15 protein-coding genes are annotated in these 14348 nt (G+C 73.5%); 7 read left to right on the top strand and 8 right to left on the bottom strand.

All coding sequences use genetic code 11. The features are described 5' to 3' along the window. Positions 1-43: 43 nt before the first annotated feature. The 4 genes from AY578_RS04660 to AY578_RS04645 all read right to left on the bottom strand — a co-directional run bounded on the left by AY578_RS04660 (position 44) and on the right by AY578_RS04645 (position 2860). Complete coding sequence (locus AY578_RS04660) at positions 44-439, bottom strand: TOBE domain-containing protein (RefSeq protein WP_020700179.1); 396 nt, start codon at positions 437-439, stop codon at positions 44-46. Between the two features lie 42 nt (positions 440-481). After that, positions 482-1507, bottom strand: a complete 1026-nt coding sequence (locus AY578_RS04655) for a LacI family DNA-binding transcriptional regulator (protein ID WP_019526118.1) — start codon at positions 1505-1507, stop codon at positions 482-484. 238 nt (positions 1508-1745) lie between these two features. Beyond that, a complete protein-coding gene (locus AY578_RS04650; protein ID WP_026244008.1) occupies positions 1746-1946 on the bottom strand; it encodes a DUF5999 family protein in 201 nt (66 codons plus the stop codon). 329 nt (positions 1947-2275) lie between these two features. Next, positions 2276-2860 carry a hypothetical protein gene (locus AY578_RS04645; RefSeq protein WP_019526116.1) on the bottom strand — a complete coding sequence of 195 codons (585 nt, stop codon included), beginning with the start codon at positions 2858-2860 and terminating at the stop codon, positions 2276-2278. Positions 2861-3425: 565 nt separating this feature from the next. Between AY578_RS04645 and AY578_RS04640 the strand changes: the two genes are divergently transcribed. Together AY578_RS04640 and AY578_RS04635 are read left to right on the top strand one after the other, a co-directional pair. After that, complete coding sequence (locus AY578_RS04640; protein WP_019526115.1) at positions 3426-4949, top strand: glutamate-cysteine ligase family protein; 1524 nt, start codon at positions 3426-3428, stop codon at positions 4947-4949. Positions 4950-5049: 100 nt separating this feature from the next. Next, positions 5050-5853 (top strand): CPBP family intramembrane glutamic endopeptidase, encoded by an 804-nt coding sequence (locus AY578_RS04635; RefSeq protein WP_019526114.1) that lies wholly within the window; start codon positions 5050-5052, stop codon positions 5851-5853. 55 nt (positions 5854-5908) lie between these two features. Here AY578_RS04635 and AY578_RS04630 read toward each other — a convergent pair whose 3' ends face one another. Continuing rightward, a complete protein-coding gene (locus AY578_RS04630) occupies positions 5909-6718 on the bottom strand; it encodes a PhzF family protein (RefSeq protein WP_019526113.1) in 810 nt (269 codons plus the stop codon). A gap of 196 nt (positions 6719-6914) precedes the next feature. Here AY578_RS04630 and AY578_RS04625 point away from each other — a divergent pair, with 196 nt between their 5' ends. From AY578_RS04625 to AY578_RS04610, 4 genes are all read left to right on the top strand, one after another. Further along, positions 6915-7556 (top strand): PadR family transcriptional regulator, encoded by a 642-nt coding sequence (locus AY578_RS04625; protein ID WP_114873214.1) that lies wholly within the window; start codon positions 6915-6917, stop codon positions 7554-7556. Between the two features lie 186 nt (positions 7557-7742). Continuing rightward, positions 7743-8282, top strand: coding sequence for a peptidase (locus tag AY578_RS04620; RefSeq protein ID WP_258902088.1), 540 nt, complete (start codon positions 7743-7745; stop codon positions 8280-8282). A 171-nt stretch (positions 8283-8453) separates the two neighbouring features. After that, positions 8454-9425: an EamA family transporter gene (locus AY578_RS04615; RefSeq protein ID WP_136239687.1), complete on the top strand. Its 972-nt coding sequence runs from the start codon at positions 8454-8456 to the stop codon at positions 9423-9425. Positions 9426-9644: 219 nt separating this feature from the next. Continuing rightward, positions 9645-10607 (top strand): DMT family transporter, encoded by a 963-nt coding sequence (locus tag AY578_RS04610; protein ID WP_028961245.1) that lies wholly within the window; start codon positions 9645-9647, stop codon positions 10605-10607. Positions 10608-10652: 45 nt separating this feature from the next. Here AY578_RS04610 and AY578_RS04605 read toward each other — a convergent pair whose 3' ends face one another. Next, positions 10653-11288 carry an FMN-binding negative transcriptional regulator gene (locus AY578_RS04605; RefSeq protein WP_037954302.1) on the bottom strand — a complete coding sequence of 212 codons (636 nt, stop codon included), beginning with the start codon at positions 11286-11288 and terminating at the stop codon, positions 10653-10655. Further along, positions 11288-11974: a pyridoxamine 5'-phosphate oxidase family protein gene (locus tag AY578_RS04600; protein WP_019526107.1), complete on the bottom strand. Its 687-nt coding sequence runs from the start codon at positions 11972-11974 to the stop codon at positions 11288-11290. The genes AY578_RS04605 and AY578_RS04600 overlap by 1 nt, the downstream gene beginning before the upstream one ends. 35 nt (positions 11975-12009) lie before the next feature. Between AY578_RS04600 and AY578_RS04595 the strand changes: the two genes are divergently transcribed. Continuing rightward, positions 12010-13347, top strand: a complete 1338-nt coding sequence (locus tag AY578_RS04595) for an aminotransferase class I/II-fold pyridoxal phosphate-dependent enzyme (protein WP_028961242.1) — start codon at positions 12010-12012, stop codon at positions 13345-13347. A gap of 33 nt (positions 13348-13380) precedes the next feature. On the opposite strand, the gene AY578_RS04590 is transcribed toward AY578_RS04595, so the two are convergent. Beyond that, on the bottom strand, positions 13381-14334 hold the full coding sequence (locus AY578_RS04590; RefSeq protein ID WP_215049417.1) for a DMT family transporter: 954 nt from the start codon (positions 14332-14334) through the stop codon (positions 13381-13383). Positions 14335-14348: the final 14 nt, after the last annotated feature.

The raw sequence follows: 14348 nt of genomic DNA, 5'->3' as shown, positions 1-14348 counted from the left end.
CGGTCTTCTCAGCCTTGCATGTGCGCTCCCACGAAGACCGCGCTCAGGTCCGGTCGATATGAACGTTTGTCGACTTCACCCGGGCCGTGGCCTCCATCCCGACCTCCAGGCCCAGTTCCTCGACCGCCTCCCGCGTCAGCAGGGAGACCAGGCGGTGCGGCCCCGCCTGGATCTCCACCTGGGCGGCGACGTCGCCGAGCTTGATCGCCGTGACGATGCCGGGGAACGCGTTGCGGGCCGAGGTGTACGGGGCGTCCTCCTCGGGCGTCGCCGACCTGGCCAGCTCGACGGAGAACGCCGCCAGGTCGCGGCCGTCGACCACCCGGCGTCCGGCGTCGTCGCGGCGGGTGGTGAGGCGTCCCGCGTCCGCCCAGCGGCGCGCGGTGTCGGGGCTGACGCCGAGCAGCCGCGCTGCCTGGCCGATCGTGTAGTACTGCATGCCGGTCACGATAGGGTGCCGCGCCCGCCCGAGGCGTACCGGCTACGACGCGGGCGGCGCCGTGCTCGCCCGCACCACCAGATCGGTGCCGAGCTCCACGCGGGGCGAGTCCGGCTGTTCGCCGCGGGTGAGGCGGAGCACCGTGCGGACGGCGAGGGCGCCCATGTCGGCGAGGGGCTGGCGGACCGTGGTGAGCGGCGGGGCCGACCAGCGCACCTCCGGGAGGTCGTCGAAGCCGACGACGCTCATGTCCTGCGGCACCCGCAGTCCCCGGCCGCGCAGCGCCTCGACGGCCCCGAGCGCCGTCTGGTCGCTGGCGGCGAAGACCGCGGTGGGCGGCTCGGGCAGGTCGAGCAGGGCGTGACAGCCCGCGTAGCCGGCCTCGGGGCGGAAGTCGCCGGGCACGACGAGTGCCTCGTCGGGGGTGACGCCCGCTCCCTCCAGCGCGGCGCGGTAGCCGTCGAGGCGGGCGCGGGAACAGAGCAGCCGGGGCGGGCCGGCGATCAGACCGATCCTGCGGTGCCCGAGGGACAGCAGATGCTGGGTGGCGGCGAGGCCCCCGGACCAGTTGGCGGCGCCGATGGTGGGGACGTCCAGACCGGGGGAGCCGTCCGGGTCCACGACCACCAGGGGGACGCCCAGGACGCTCAGCTCCTCGTGGAGGGAGGACAGGGCGGAGGTGACGAGGATGACGCCGTCCGAGGCGCGCGCACGCAGGCCGCGGACCCACTCGCGGGCGTCGCCGGAACGCCCGTGGATCGCCGACACCACGGTGCCCACACCGGCGGTGTGGGCCTCCTCCTCGACGCCGCGGATGATCTCCACGGCCCAGGGGCTGCCGAGTTGGTTGAAGACCAGGTCGAGCAGGGCGGGCCGGGTGGGGGAGGAGGCGGGGCGCCGGCGGTAGCCGTGGCGGCGCAGCAGATCCTCGACGCGGGCGCGGGTCTGCGGGGAGACGTCGGAGCGGCCGTTGACCACGCGGGAGACGGTCGGCACGGAGACCCCGGCCTGCCGGGCGATCTCGGTGATCGTGACCCTGCTGCCGGCGTCGGCCTCCTGTGCTGCCACGTGCCCTCCTCCGAGACGGGATCCCGCGAACTTCCAGAAGTCTTCCGGAACGCGGGCGCGTGGGGAAAGGCGGTACCGGTCACACCGCGAGCCTCGCGCGGCGGCCGTCACCGTGACCGACTGCCGGGCCACGGTGGGTGAGGAGCCGTGCACACGCTGCGGGGCCGGGTCGCGCAGGCGTCGCCTCACGGTCCGGCCCCTGTGATTCGCCGGGCGGCCCCGTCCCGCCCGGTCGTGCTCAGGCGGACGTCAGCGTGACGTCCCGGGACCGCTGCGGGGCGATGATCCTGCCGTCGGGCAGGAGTTCACCGGTGTCCTCGAAGAGCACGACACCGTTGCACAGCAGGCTCCAGCCCTGCTCCGGGTGGTGCGCCACGAGACGGGCGGATTCCCGGTCGGCTGAGTCGGCTGAGGGGCACGGTGGCTGGTGCTGGCACATGGGTGGGTTCTTTCGCTCTGTGATGACCTGTGTGTGGGCTGTCGTGTCACTTGCGCGGCGTGAATCGTCGTTCATGGCCGCCCCCCGTGGTGATGAGTCGGTCGGGATCCAGTGTTGCCCCACGGACGAGGATCCGCAGGCATTTCGCGGCACCGCTCCTCACAGGTTCATGACGCGTCACCCACGCGGACGGTTCATCCCAACTGCACTGTCCTTTCGGATGGTTCGCAGTGGCCGGACGTGACTAGTCCGCACATCCGTACGCCCTGTCACCCGACGCGCGCACCCCGCCGCCCCGGTGGGGGCGACGGGGTGCGGAAGCGGGTGGCTCAGGCGGGTGAGCCGAGCAGCCGGGTGGGCGTCACGCGGTGGGTGAGCACGGGGAGCAGATCGGTGACCCGGTGCGGCCGGTGGGCGGCGATGCCGGGCGGGGCGGGCGCGAGCGGCACCAGCAGGTCGGTGGGGGCCGGGACGCCGGCGGCGCCGTCCGCCTCGGTGTCGCCGTGCAGCCAGAGCGCCAGCATGTAGAGGCCGGGCACCGACAGCAGACGGGGCTGGTACGGCTGCGTCATGGTCTCCGCCTGGCGCAGGGCCAGTTCGGTGGACGTGATGTACGGGCCCTCGAAGAAGCGGGAGAAAGCCCAGCCGTCCGCGGTGAGCACGGTGTCGGCGGCGGCCACCGCGCGGTCGCCGGTGCGGATCAGGAAGCGCCATCCGGCGAGCGTCGTCGAGGTCTCGCCGTCGGGGGTGATCCGGTCGAGAACGTGCACGGGCAGCGGGAGTTCGGCCGAGGCGGGCCCTTGTGCGCGGAGCAGGGAGGGAGTTCGGGCGTCGCGCACGGCGGTCGGCGACGAGAGCGCGGTCAGGACGGAACGCAGTGCGGGCGCGGGAGCCGGGGGTACGTGCAGCGGCATGGTGGGTCGCCTCTCATTCGAAGGCACAGTGGCGCGAGGGCGGGGCGTGGCGGTGCGGACGGCGCTGTCAGCTCGCGAAGGTCAGAGAGGCAGGGGCCCGGAGGGTCTGAGCGGGAGACGGGGGTGAGGAGAGCCGCACGCCGTCTCACGGCTGGATCACTCGACCGTGGGCGCCAACCTGGTTCTGCCTTGTGAAGGGAGTTTATACGACACGGGTTGAGACTATGTTTCGTCTAGCTCTCCCCGGCGGCTCCGGCAAGGGTATTTCCGGTCGGTGATATGCGAGAAAGATGGTGATTTCCTGAAGGGCTCACCGCACTGACCTCGGGCAATGACCGTCGAGCGGTCGGCCCATTCCGGTCGGCGTTTTTCATGAGTTCGCAACCGCGCCGTGATACGCGTTCCCGCGTATTGCCGCGTGAATGTGCCAACGGACACCTCGACCAGAGTAGCGGGCGCCACACGGATCCGGGGCGTTATCGATCGCATCCGCGGGGCATCCTTGCTTGTGGACCGGGACCCCGGCGGCCGATCTTCGGTACGCCATCCGAGGAGGGACGCTTCGATGGGGGAAAAGGTCGTGGCGGGTCAGTTCGACCTGTCCGATCGCCAGCGCTACCGCGAGAAGCTCCGCAGGTGCCTCACAGGCCTGGAGCGACTCCTGACGGAGAAGCGGTTCGACCGCCCCAAGAACCTCATGGGGCTGGAGATCGAACTCAATCTCGCGGGCGCCGACGGCATGCCGAAAATGTTGAATGCGCAAGTCCTCGAACGCATCGCGAGCCGGGACTTCCAGACGGAACTCGCGATGTTCAATCTCGAAGTGAACATCGCCCCGCACCGACTGGGCGGCCGGGTTTTCGACCGGCTGGACGAGGAACTGCGCACCTCGCTCTCCTACGCCGACCGCAAGGCCCAGGAGGTGGACGCCGGCATCGTGATGATCGGCATCCTGCCGACGCTCGACCGCGACGACCTCGTGTCGTCCAACCTCTCCGACGTCGACCGCTACGCCCTGCTCAACGATCAGATCGTGGCCGCGCGCGGTGAGGACTTCACCCTGGACATCGAAGGCGTGGAGCACCTCAGGTGCACCTCGAAGTCGATCGCCCCGGAGGCCGCCTGCACCTCGGTGCAACTGCACCTCCAGGTCACGCCGGAACGCTTCCCCGACGTGTGGAACGCGGCACAGGTCGTCGCCGCCGCGCAGATCGCGGTCGGCGCCAACTCGCCGTTCCTGTTCGGGCGCGAACTGTGGCGCGAGTCGCGGCCGCCGCTGTTCCAGCAGTCCACCGACACCCGCCCGCCCGAGCTGCAGGCGCAAGGGGTGCGGCCGCGCACCTGGTTCGGGGAGCGCTGGGTGACCTCGGCGCTCGACCTCTTCGAGGAGAACCTGCGCTACTTCCCCGCCCTGCTGCCCATCTGCGACGAGGAGGACCCGCTCGAGGTGCTGGACCGCGGGGGCGTCCCCTCGCTCTCCGAACTCGTCCTGCACAACGGCACCGTCTACCGCTGGAACCGCCCCGTCTACGGCATCGCCGACGGCGTGCCGCACCTGCGCGTGGAGAACCGCGTGCTGCCCGCGGGGCCCACCGTGACCGACGTGATCGCGAACGCGGCGTTCTACTACGGCGTGGTCCGCGCGCTCGCCGAGGACGCCCGCCCGGTGTGGAGCCGGCTGCCCTTCGAGGCCGCCGCCGCCAACTTCGACGCCGCCTGCAAGGACGGCATCGACGCCCGCTTCACCTGGCCCCGGCGCGGACGCCTCGGCGGCGGCCTGGTCGAGGTGGACGCGGTCACCCTCGTACGGGAGGAGCTGCTGCCGCTCGCCGAGGCCGGACTGGACGCGTGGGGGATCGAGCCCGCCGACCGGGACCGCTACCTCGGCGTGATCGAGGAGCGCTGCCGGCGCCGGGTGAACGGCGCGTCCTGGCAGGCCGCGACCTTCCACCGGGCGCTGGACGCGGGACTCGGCCGGGAGGAGGCGCTGGCGGCCACCACCCGCCGCTACCGCGACCTGACCAAGCAGGGCGAGCCCGTGCACGCCTGGCCGGTCGGACTGCCCGAACCGGTGCCGACGACGGCCTGACCAGGACGGAGGAGGGACGGACCGGCGCCCCGGGCCCCCGGCCCGCCGCACAGGTACTGCCTTCATACTGATCGGACCGATCGGTGATGTGGAGGCAGGTGTGCAGGCGGAGGCGGCGGGCCCGGGGGCCGATGCGTATCCGGAGCGGACCCTCTCGCGGAGGACGCTGCGCGACGAGACGCTGCTCGTCCTCGCGCTGTCCCTCGGCGCGAGCGGGGTGTCGGCGCTCATCAGCTTCATCGGCTCGGTCACCAGGCCGGGCGGACTGAAGGGCCAGGCGGCCACCCTCAACGCCTCGGCCGCGCCGGGACGCCCCTGGCTGGACCTCGCCTGGCAGCTGTTCGGCATCGCCACCGCGCTGGTGCCGGTGGCCCTGGTCGCCCACCTGCTGCTGCGCGAGGGCTCCGGACTGCGCGCCCTCGGTTTCGACCGCACCCGCCCCTGGTCCGACCTCGGCCGCGGCGCCGCGATCGCCGCGGTCATCGGCAGCAGCGGCATCGCCTTCTACCTGGCCGTCCGCGCCCTGGGCTTCAACCTCACCGTGGTGCCGGAGGCGTTGCCCGAGGTGTGGTGGAAGTACCCCGTGCTGATCCTGTCGGCCGCGCAGAACTCGATCCTCGAAGAGGTGATCGTGGTCGGCTATCTGCTGCGCCGGCTCGACCAGCTCGGCTGGTCGCCCACCGCCTCGATGGCGGGCAGCGCGGTGCTGCGCGGGTCGTACCACCTCTACCAGGGCATCGGCGGCTTCGTCGGCAACATGGTCATGGGCGTGGTCTTCGTCCACCTGTACCGCCGCTGGGGGCGCGTCGGGCCGCTGGTGGCCGCGCACACGCTGCTCGACGTCGGCGCGTTCGTCGGGTACGCGCTGCTCGCGGGGAAGGTCGGCTGGCTGCCGACGGCGTGAGATCGGGCGAAGGGGGCGTACACCGTGCTGTACGCCCCCTTCTGCGTATCCGGGCTCAGACCAGCAGCTCGCCCTCGACGACCGTCACCGCCCTGCCGCCCAGCAGGGTGCGGTCCCCGCGCACCTCGGTGCGGACGAGCCCGGAGCGGGGTGAGGCCTGCAGCCCGGTGAGGGCGGCGCGGCCGATCCGCTGCGACCAGTACGGGGCCAGTGCGGTGTGCGCGCTGCCGGTGACCGCGTCCTCGTCGATGCCGACGTTCGGGAAGAAGCAGCGCGAGACGAAGTCGTAGCCGGACGCGGGGTCCTCGGCGCGGGCGGTGGCGATGACGCCGCGCTCCGAGTACGTCATCAGGGCCTTGTGGTCAGGGCGCAGAGCGCGCACGGTGTCCTCGTCGGCCAGTTCGACCAGCAGGTCGCCGACGTTCGGCCCGGTGTCGAACGCCGCCAGGACGGACGCGCCGAGCGCTTCCACGACGCCCTCGGGCACCTCGACGGCCGTGAGCGGCGCGGTCGGGAAGTCCAGGGTGACGGTGCCGTCCTCGGCGATGTCGGCGACCAGCACGCCGCTGCGGGTGGCGAACCGCACCGGTCCCTTGTGGGCGCCCGTGGCGTGCAGGACGTGCGCGGCGGCGAGCGTGGCGTGACCGCACATGGCCACCTCGGTGACGGGCGTGAACCAGCGCAGCGCCCAGTCCGCCTCGCCGCCCTCGGGCAGCGGGTGGGCGAAGGCCGTCTCGGCGTGGTTGACCTCAAGAGCGACGTTCTGCAGCCAGGAGTCCTCCGGGAAAGCGTCGAGCAGCATCACTCCGGCAGGGTTGCCGGAGAAGGGGCGGTCGGTGAAGGCGTCGACGATTCGGATCCGCATGCCCTGACGGTAGAGGGCGGACGAGGGTGGGGGATCGGGCCAATTCGCGGGAAGCGGCCTGTTTTCGGGGGCGGTTGGGAGGCCGGGGCGGCGAGCGCTCGGCGTACGGGGTCTACAGAAGGGCCTTGTCGTACGATCGGTTCCGATATATCGTTGAGGCATCGCAATAGATCAACGATGGAATGGAGTGGTTGCGATGCGTGGCTACGGTCATGAGCACGGACACGGTCATGGGCACGGCGGCCCGCGTGGCGGCGGTCGGGGCGACTTCGAGCGTCTGCGTGCGGCCTTCGGTCCCTTCGGGCCCGGTGGTCCGGGAGGGCCCGGCGGTCCCTGGGGTCCCGGCTTCGGTCACGGCGGCCCCTGGGGAGGCCGGGGGCGCGGCGGACCCAGGGGGAGGGCGCGGCGCGGTGACGTCCGCGCGTCGATCCTGGCGCTGCTGAAGGACCGCCCGATGCACGGCTACGAGATGATCCAGGAGATCGCCGAGCGCAGCGGCGGGGCGTGGAAGCCCAGCCCCGGCTCGGTCTACCCCACCCTCCAGCTGCTGGAGGACGAGGGCCTCATCGTCAGTGAGTCCGAGGGCGGCAAGAAGCTGTTCTCCCTCACCGAGGCCGGCCGCACGGCCGCCGAGGACGGCCCCGAGGCGCCCTGGGAGGAGGCCTCGCGCGGGGTCGACTGGGAGGCGCTGAGCGAGATCCGGCAGGCCGGGTTCGGCCTGATGGAAGCCTTCGGGCAGGTCTGGAAGACGGGGAGCAAGGAGCAGCGGGAGAAGGCCCTCGCGGTCATCAACGAGGCCCGCAAGAAGCTGTACCTGATTCTCGCGGACGAGCACTGACTCCGACGTCGGAGGTCCATGGAGGCTGAGGGGCGTGCGCCGTGTGGCGTGCGCCCCTCGGGCGTGCGTGCCCTGATCTCGTTCCCAAGGAGGAGATTTCGCCACGCGGTGTCCACTTCCTGCGGGACGCCAAGATGCGTCCCGGCGCCGATGCGCCGGGCTCCCGGGGCTGATGGGGTGAGGGATGTGCGATCCCGTATCCCCCGGCAGCAGGCCCAGTGGCCACAGGCGCAGGCCGCCCGCGGCGCGGACGACGACGCCGGGCTCGGCGCGGAACTGGCGGAGGTCGTGGCCGGGGCCCGGCGCAGGGTGGTGAGGGGCGGCGACCGGCACATCGACACCGCCCATCTGCTGCACTCCCTGCTGGAGTCCGACCCCGAGGTGCGGGCCGCGTTCGGCGAGGCGGCAACGGTGGCGCGGCTGTTCGGGTATCTGGTGCAGCGGAGCATCGGGTACGGGCTGCGGTGGCAGGGGAGCGTCGAGGACTCGGACGGACTGCCGGTCGTGGAGGGGGCGACGGGGTTCTCGCCGCTGGCGGCGGTGTGTGTGGCGCGGGCGCGGGAGCGGGCTGTTCGGCGGGGTGGTGGTGGCGTCCGCGTCCGGGGGACCGATTTGCTCGCCGCGCTGGTGTCCGATCCGCGGGCGCGGGCCGTTGAGGTGGTGCGGTGGGTCGGGGTGGAGCCGGGGGAGTTGGTGGGGCGGCTGGAGGAGAGTGCGGCGGGTTAGGGGGTGAGGTCTGGGGGTCTCGCCTCCTCCGCCCCTTCCCGTCCCGTCCCTCGGGGGCTTCGCCCCCGGACCCCCTTCGCGCAGTTCCCCGCGCCCCTGGAGGGGGGTTTCCCGTCAGGTGTCTTCAGGGGTGACGGTGCTGTCTTCGGGTGGCATCATGTGGCGGTGTTCATGACTCACCCCAAGGGCATGGGGCTCACCCTCGCGCTGGTGTCCGCCGTGGCCTTCGGCGGGTCCGGTGTCGCCGCCAAGCCGTTGATCGAGGCCGGGCTGGATCCGCTGCACGTCGTCTGGCTGCGGGTGGCCGGCGCGGCCCTCGTCATGCTGCCGCTCGCCGTGCGTCACCGCGGGCTGCTCAGGCGCCGTCCCGCGCTGCTCGCCGGGTTCGGTCTTTTCGCCGTGGCCGGTGTGCAGGCCTGCTACTTCGCCGCCCTCTCCCGCATCCCCGTCGGCGTCGCGCTGCTCGTCGAGTATCTGGCGCCCGCGCTGGTCCTCGGCTGGGTGCGGTTCGTGCAGCGGCGGCCGGTGACGCGCGCCGCCGCCGTGGGCGTGGTGCTCGCCGTGGGCGGGCTCGCCTGCGTCGTCGAGGTGTGGGCGGGGCTGGGCTTCGACGCCCTCGGGCTCGCCCTCGCGCTCGGCGCCGCATGCTGCCAGGTCGGCTACTTCGTCCTGTCCGACCAGGGCAGCGACAGCGAGGAGTCCCCCGACCCGCTCGGCGTCATCGCGTACGGGCTGCTGATCGGCGCCGCCGTGCTCACCGTGGTCGCGCGGCCCTGGTCCTTGGACTGGTCCGTGCTCTCCGGCACCGCCGCGATGGACGGCACGCCCGTCGCCGCCTTCCTGCTGCTCGGGTGGATCGTGCTCATCGCCACGGTCGCCGCGTACGTCACCGGTGTGCTGTCGGTGCGCCGGCTCTCGCCGCAGGTGGCGGGTGTCGTCGCCTGTCTGGAGGCGGTCATCGCCACCGTCCTCGCCTGGGTGCTGCTCGGCGAGCACCTGTCGGCGCCGCAGATCGCCGGAGGCGTGGTCGTCCTCGCCGGCGCCCTCATCGCCCAGTCCTCCGCCCCGGCGAAACCCCCCGGGGAACCCGTCGCGAGCGGCGGCCCCGAACGGGAGTTGTCCACCCCCGGAACCACCGCCTAAGGTGCCGATCATGCATATGCGCGCACGTGTTCTTCCGCCTCCGGCCGCCTGAGGCGGGCCCTCCGGCGTATACGCCCGGCAGTGTGCCGGGCGTCGCGGTGCCGCCCGCAGACGAAGTCCGCGGACCCCGGTCCGCCCCGCGCGGGGCCTGAGCCGGGCTCCCTTCCCAACATCCGCGCCCACGCCGACGCGTGGTGCGCGCCTCTGCGGAGAGAACACGTGTCGAACAACGTCTCCGGCCTGCCCGTCGGGCGTGGCCTCATCTACCTCGTCGTCGCCGGCGCTGCCTGGGGCACCGCGGGCGCCGCGGCCTCGCTGGTGTACCGCACCAGTGACATGGGTCCGATCGCCCTGTCCTTCTGGCGCTGCGCCGCCGGACTGGCCGTGCTGTACGCGGCGCGCCTGCTCCTCGGGCGCTCCCGCGCCGCCGCCGCTCCGGCGCCGCTGAGCCGTCGGCTCGCCCGGGCGACGGCCACCGGCGTGGGACTCGCGGTGTTCCAGACGGCCTACTTCGCCGCCGTGTCGGCGACCGGGCTCGCCGTCGCCACCGTCGTCACCCTCGGCGCCGGTCCCGTGCTGATCGCCGTCGGGGCCCGGCTCACCATGGGCGAGCGGCTGGGACGCGGCGGACTCGCGTCCGTCGCGGGCGCGCTCACCGGGCTCGTGGTGCTCGTCCTCGGCGGCGGGGAGGCGACGGTCGACCCGCTGGGCGTCCTGCTGGCCCTGCTGTCCGCCGCCGGTTACTCCGCCATGACGCTGCTCACCCGGTGGTGGGGGCGCGACGGCGGCACCGACTCCTCCGGCGCGACCGTCGGGGCGTTCGCCGTCACCAGCGTGGTGCTCCTGCCGCTCGCCGCGGTGGAGGGGCTGGTGCCGCACACGGGCACGCCCGCTGCGCTGCTGCTCCTGCTCGCCTACGTCGCGACCGTGCCGACCGCACTGGCCTACGGCCTCTACTTCGCGGGCGCCGCCGTCGTACGGTCGGCGACCGTGTCCGTGATCATGCTGCTCGAGCCGGTCAGCGCGGCGGTACTGGCTGTCGCGGTGCTCGGCGAGCGGCTCACGGTGGCCACGGTGATCGGCACCCTGCTGATGCTGGGCTCGGTGGCGGGCCTGGCGGCGGGGGAGGCCCGGGACGCGCGGGCGGCCCGCAGAGCGCGGGGGGAGACCGTGCCGGCGTGAGGTGAGCGAGGGGTGCCCCTGCCGTCGACCGGGGCGCCCGCGCGCTCAACCGCCGGTCGGGCCGACCCTCAGGACGTGCCCCCGGGCTGCCGCGTCCCGGGCCTGCCTCCGGTCCGCCAGGCCGTCGGCGATGCGGTCGCGGACCTCCTGGGAGCGTTTGCCCGCGTACTTGAACTTCGCCCGGACCTCGGTCACTTCCAGGCGCAGGCCGCGGATGCCGGACAGGAGCCTGCCGTACGGCGCCTCGCCGGCCGCGGCCCGTGCGGAGCCGCCCTCCGGCTGGAAGTGGCCGACCTGGCGGTTCAGCAGGGCGGCCTTCTCCGCCGGGTCGTCCACCACGTGGGCGTGGCAGCGGAGCTGGACCGCGGCGTACAGGCTCGTCGGGACGCCGTGTTCGGGCGGGGTGCCCGGCTCCGCCTGCCAGGGGCCGGGGACGAACGCGTAGTCGTCGACCACGCTCAGCAGGACGGCCGGGGCGGCCTCGATCGCGGGCCAGAGCGGGTTGGGGCGGGCGAGGTGGGTGACCGCCTCGTCGCGCCCGGCGTCGTAGGCGAAGTGCAGGGGCTGGACGAACGGCGGCTCGCCGGGCGGGCCGTTGACCGCGAGCTGGCCGAAGTCGTGGGTGGCGAGCCACCGCTGCCAGGTGTCGTCGCGGGGCGCGTCCCAGGGGTGGATCAGCATCACAGGGCCTTGAGATAGCCGGGGACGTCCGTGCCGGGGGCCAGGCCCGGGGCGGGTTCGGGGGTGCCGTAGGCCGTGCGGACCGGGAGGACGCCCGCCCAGTGGGGCAGGGACAGGTCCTCGGGCTCGTCGTTGACGCCGCCCGTGCGCACCTTGGCGGAGACCTCGTCCAGCCGCAGGCGGATCACGGCCGTGGCGGCGAGTTCCTTCTTGTCGGCCGGGCGGGAGTCGGCGGCGCGGCCCGGGACGACATGGTCGACGAGGGCGTCGAGCGCCTGACGCTTCTCCTCCGGGTCGGTCACGTCGTACGCCGTGCCGTGCACCACCACGGAGCGGTAGTTGATCGAGTGGTGGAATGCGGAGCGGGCCAGCACCAGGCCGTCGACATGGGTGACCGTGAGGCACACGGGGAGCCCCTGCTCGGACCGTCCGGCCGTGCGCAGCGGGCGGGAACCGGTGGAGCCGTGGACGTAGAGGACCTCGCCGACGCGGCCGTAGAGCGTGGGGAGGACGACCGGGGCGCCGTCCCGGACGAAGCCGAGATGGCAGACGTAGCCCTCGTCGAGTATCGCGTGCACCAGGTCCTTGTCGTACGACGCGCGCTGCGGGGCGCGGGTGGGGACGGTGCGGTCGGTGGGCGCGTAGGAGGTCTCGGAATCCTGCTGCGGCGGCTGGGGCCCCTGCATGGCCAACTCCATTGCACTAGTGCATACTGTGGTTTGTGCTAGGAGATTATCGGATCAGTGGGCGTCGCGCAGCGGAGATTTCCGCGAGCATCGAACGGGCGGTGGGGGAGGGCGCCCTGCAACCGGGCGAACTGCTCCCTCCCATGCGGGAGTTGGCCGAGCGGCTCGGTGTGAACCCGAACACCGTGGCCGCCGCGTACCGGACCCTGCGCGAGCGCGGGGTCATCGAGACGGCCGGCCGGCGGGGCAGCCGGGTCCGGCCCAAACCGGCCACCACCGCCCGCGAGATGATCCGGGTCGAGGTCCCGCCGGGCGTGCGCGACCTGTCCGACGGCAACCCGGACCCCGCGCTGCTGCCCCCGCTGGCCGGGGCGTTCGCGGCGGCCGCGGCCCAGGGCGACAAGGAACCGGTCCTGTACGGGCACGCCCCCGTGGACGCCGAGCTGGAGCGGCTGGCGCGGGCCGGGCTGGACGCCGACGGGGTGCCGGACGGGCCGCTCGCTGTCACTTCTGGCGCGCTGGACGCGGTGGAGCGGGTGCTCGCAGCCCATCTGCGGCCGGGAGACGCGGTGGTGGTCGAGGATCCGGGGTGGGGGAGCCTGCTGGACTTGGTGCCGGCGCTCGGTCTGCGCACCGTGCCGGTGGCCCTCGACGACGAGGGGCCGCTCCCCGGCGACGTGCGCAGGGCGCTGGAGGGCGGGGCGCGGGCGCTGATCGTCACCGACCGCGCCCAGAACCCGACCGGCGCCGCGCTGAGCGCCGCGCGCGCGGAGGCGCTGCGGGCGGTGCTGGCCGACCATCCGGAGACGCTGCTGATCGAGGACGACCACGGTCACCACATCGTCGACCTCCCGCTGCACCCCCTCGCGGGTGTCACCCACCGCTGGGCCTTCTCCCGCTCGGCCGCCAAGGCGTACGGTCCCGACCTGCGCCTCGCTGTCCTCACCGGCGACCCGCTCACCCTCGACCGGGTACGCGGCCGGCAGCGCCTCGGGCCCGGCTGGGTCAGCCTGACCCTCCAGCGCGCGGTGGCGCGGCTGTGGGCCGACGGCGCGGTGGACCCGGCGGCCGTCGCGGCGCGCTACGGCCAACGCCGGGACGCGCTGGCCGCGGCGCTGGGCCGGCGCGCGGTCGAGGCGCACGGGCGCAGCGGCATGAACCTGTGGGTGCCGGTACCCGACGAGACGGGCGCGGTCGCCCGCCTCCTGCACGCCGGCTGGGCGGTGGCCCCCGGAGCGCGCTTCCGGATGAACACACCCCCGGGCATCCGCGTCACCGTCTCCACCCTCACGGACGCGGAGATCGAACCGCTGGCGGAGGCGATCGCGGCGGCCGTGCGGCCGGGGGAGGGGGACCGGCGGACGTACGCGTGAGGCGCGCCCCGCGACCCCGGGTGCCCGCCCCCGTCACCCCCTCCGCTTCGGCTTCACCTGCGTCAGCGCCGCCCCCGCCAGCACCACCGCCGCCCCGACCGGTGTCGACCACGTCAGCGTCTCGCCCAGCAGCAGGATGCCCGCCGCCGCCGCGATCACCGGGACGAAGTAGGTGACCATCTGGCCGGTCGTCGGGCCGACCTCGGCGACGATGCCGTACTGGATGAGGACCGCCAGGCCCGTGCCCAGCGTGCCCAGGGCGGCGATCGCGAGCAGGGGGCCGAGCGCCAGGCTCGACGGTGCCGACGTGAACAGCGGGGTCACGACCGCCAGTTGGACCGTCGCGAGCAGCAGCTGGCCGCCCGTCAGCGACAGGTGCGACGCGCTGCTGCCGGCGAGGGTGCGGCGGACGTAGATCCAGCCGACGGGATAGCTCAGGGAGGCGAGCAGGGCGAGCGTCGTCCCGCGTGCGTCCAGCCCGTGGAAGCCCTGCCAGGCCCCCAGCACGGTCAGCACGCCCAGGAAGCCGAGGCCCAGGCCGGTCACCCGCACCCGGGTCGGCCGGTCCTCGCGCAGCGCCACCAGGGACAGCGCCATGCCCCACAGCGGGGAGGTCGCGTTGCAGATGCCGGCCAGGGTGGACGGGATGGTCAGCTCGGCGAAGGCGAAGAGCGAGAACGGCAGCGCGTTGAGCAGGAAACCGGCGACCGCCAGATGCATCCAGGTGCGGGCGCCGCGTGGCAGCCCCTCCCGCCGGACCGCCATCGCGACCGCCAGCACGGCCGTGCCGAACGCCAGGCGTCCCAGGGTGACCTGGAAGGGGGCGTAGCCCTGGGTGCCGACCTTGATGAGGAGGAAGCTGAAGCCCCAGATCAGCGACAGGGCGGCGAAGCGGAGCCGCCAGTCGAGGCGCGGACGGGAGGAGGCGGGCACGCCTGCGGACCCGGTGGGATCCGGCGCGGTGGTGGTCGCGGTGACACTGCTCATGCGGGTAACGATGA

Source organism: Streptomyces thermocarboxydus, assembly GCF_024760485.1.
Taxonomy (GTDB): Bacteria; Actinomycetota; Actinomycetes; order Streptomycetales; family Streptomycetaceae; genus Streptomyces; species Streptomyces cellulosae.
Note: the sequence above shows the minus strand (reverse complement) of the source record. Positions and strands in the feature narration are given on the sequence as shown.

Excerpts from the sequence above, each read along its gene's own strand:
- AY578_RS04660 (WP_020700179.1), bottom strand. The coding sequence starts at position 439 with ATGCAGTACTACACGATCGGCCAGGCAGCGCGGCTGCTCGGCGTCAGC.
- AY578_RS04650 (WP_026244008.1), bottom strand. The coding sequence starts at position 1,946 with ATGTGCCAGCACCAGCCACCGTGCCCCTCAGCCGACTCAGCCGACCGG.
- AY578_RS04645 (WP_019526116.1), bottom strand. The coding sequence starts at position 2,860 with ATGCCGCTGCACGTACCCCCGGCTCCCGCGCCCGCACTGCGTTCCGTC.
- AY578_RS04640 (WP_019526115.1), top strand. The coding sequence starts at position 3,426 with ATGGGGGAAAAGGTCGTGGCGGGTCAGTTCGACCTGTCCGATCGCCAG.
- AY578_RS04630 (WP_019526113.1), bottom strand. The coding sequence starts at position 6,718 with ATGCGGATCCGAATCGTCGACGCCTTCACCGACCGCCCCTTCTCCGGC.
- AY578_RS04625 (WP_114873214.1), top strand. The coding sequence starts at position 6,915 with ATGCGTGGCTACGGTCATGAGCACGGACACGGTCATGGGCACGGCGGC.
- AY578_RS04615 (WP_136239687.1), top strand. The coding sequence starts at position 8,454 with ATGACTCACCCCAAGGGCATGGGGCTCACCCTCGCGCTGGTGTCCGCC.
- AY578_RS04605 (WP_037954302.1), bottom strand. The coding sequence starts at position 11,288 with ATGCTGATCCACCCCTGGGACGCGCCCCGCGACGACACCTGGCAGCGG.
- AY578_RS04600 (WP_019526107.1), bottom strand. The coding sequence starts at position 11,974 with ATGCAGGGGCCCCAGCCGCCGCAGCAGGATTCCGAGACCTCCTACGCG.
- AY578_RS04590 (WP_215049417.1), bottom strand. The coding sequence starts at position 14,334 with ATGAGCAGTGTCACCGCGACCACCACCGCGCCGGATCCCACCGGGTCC.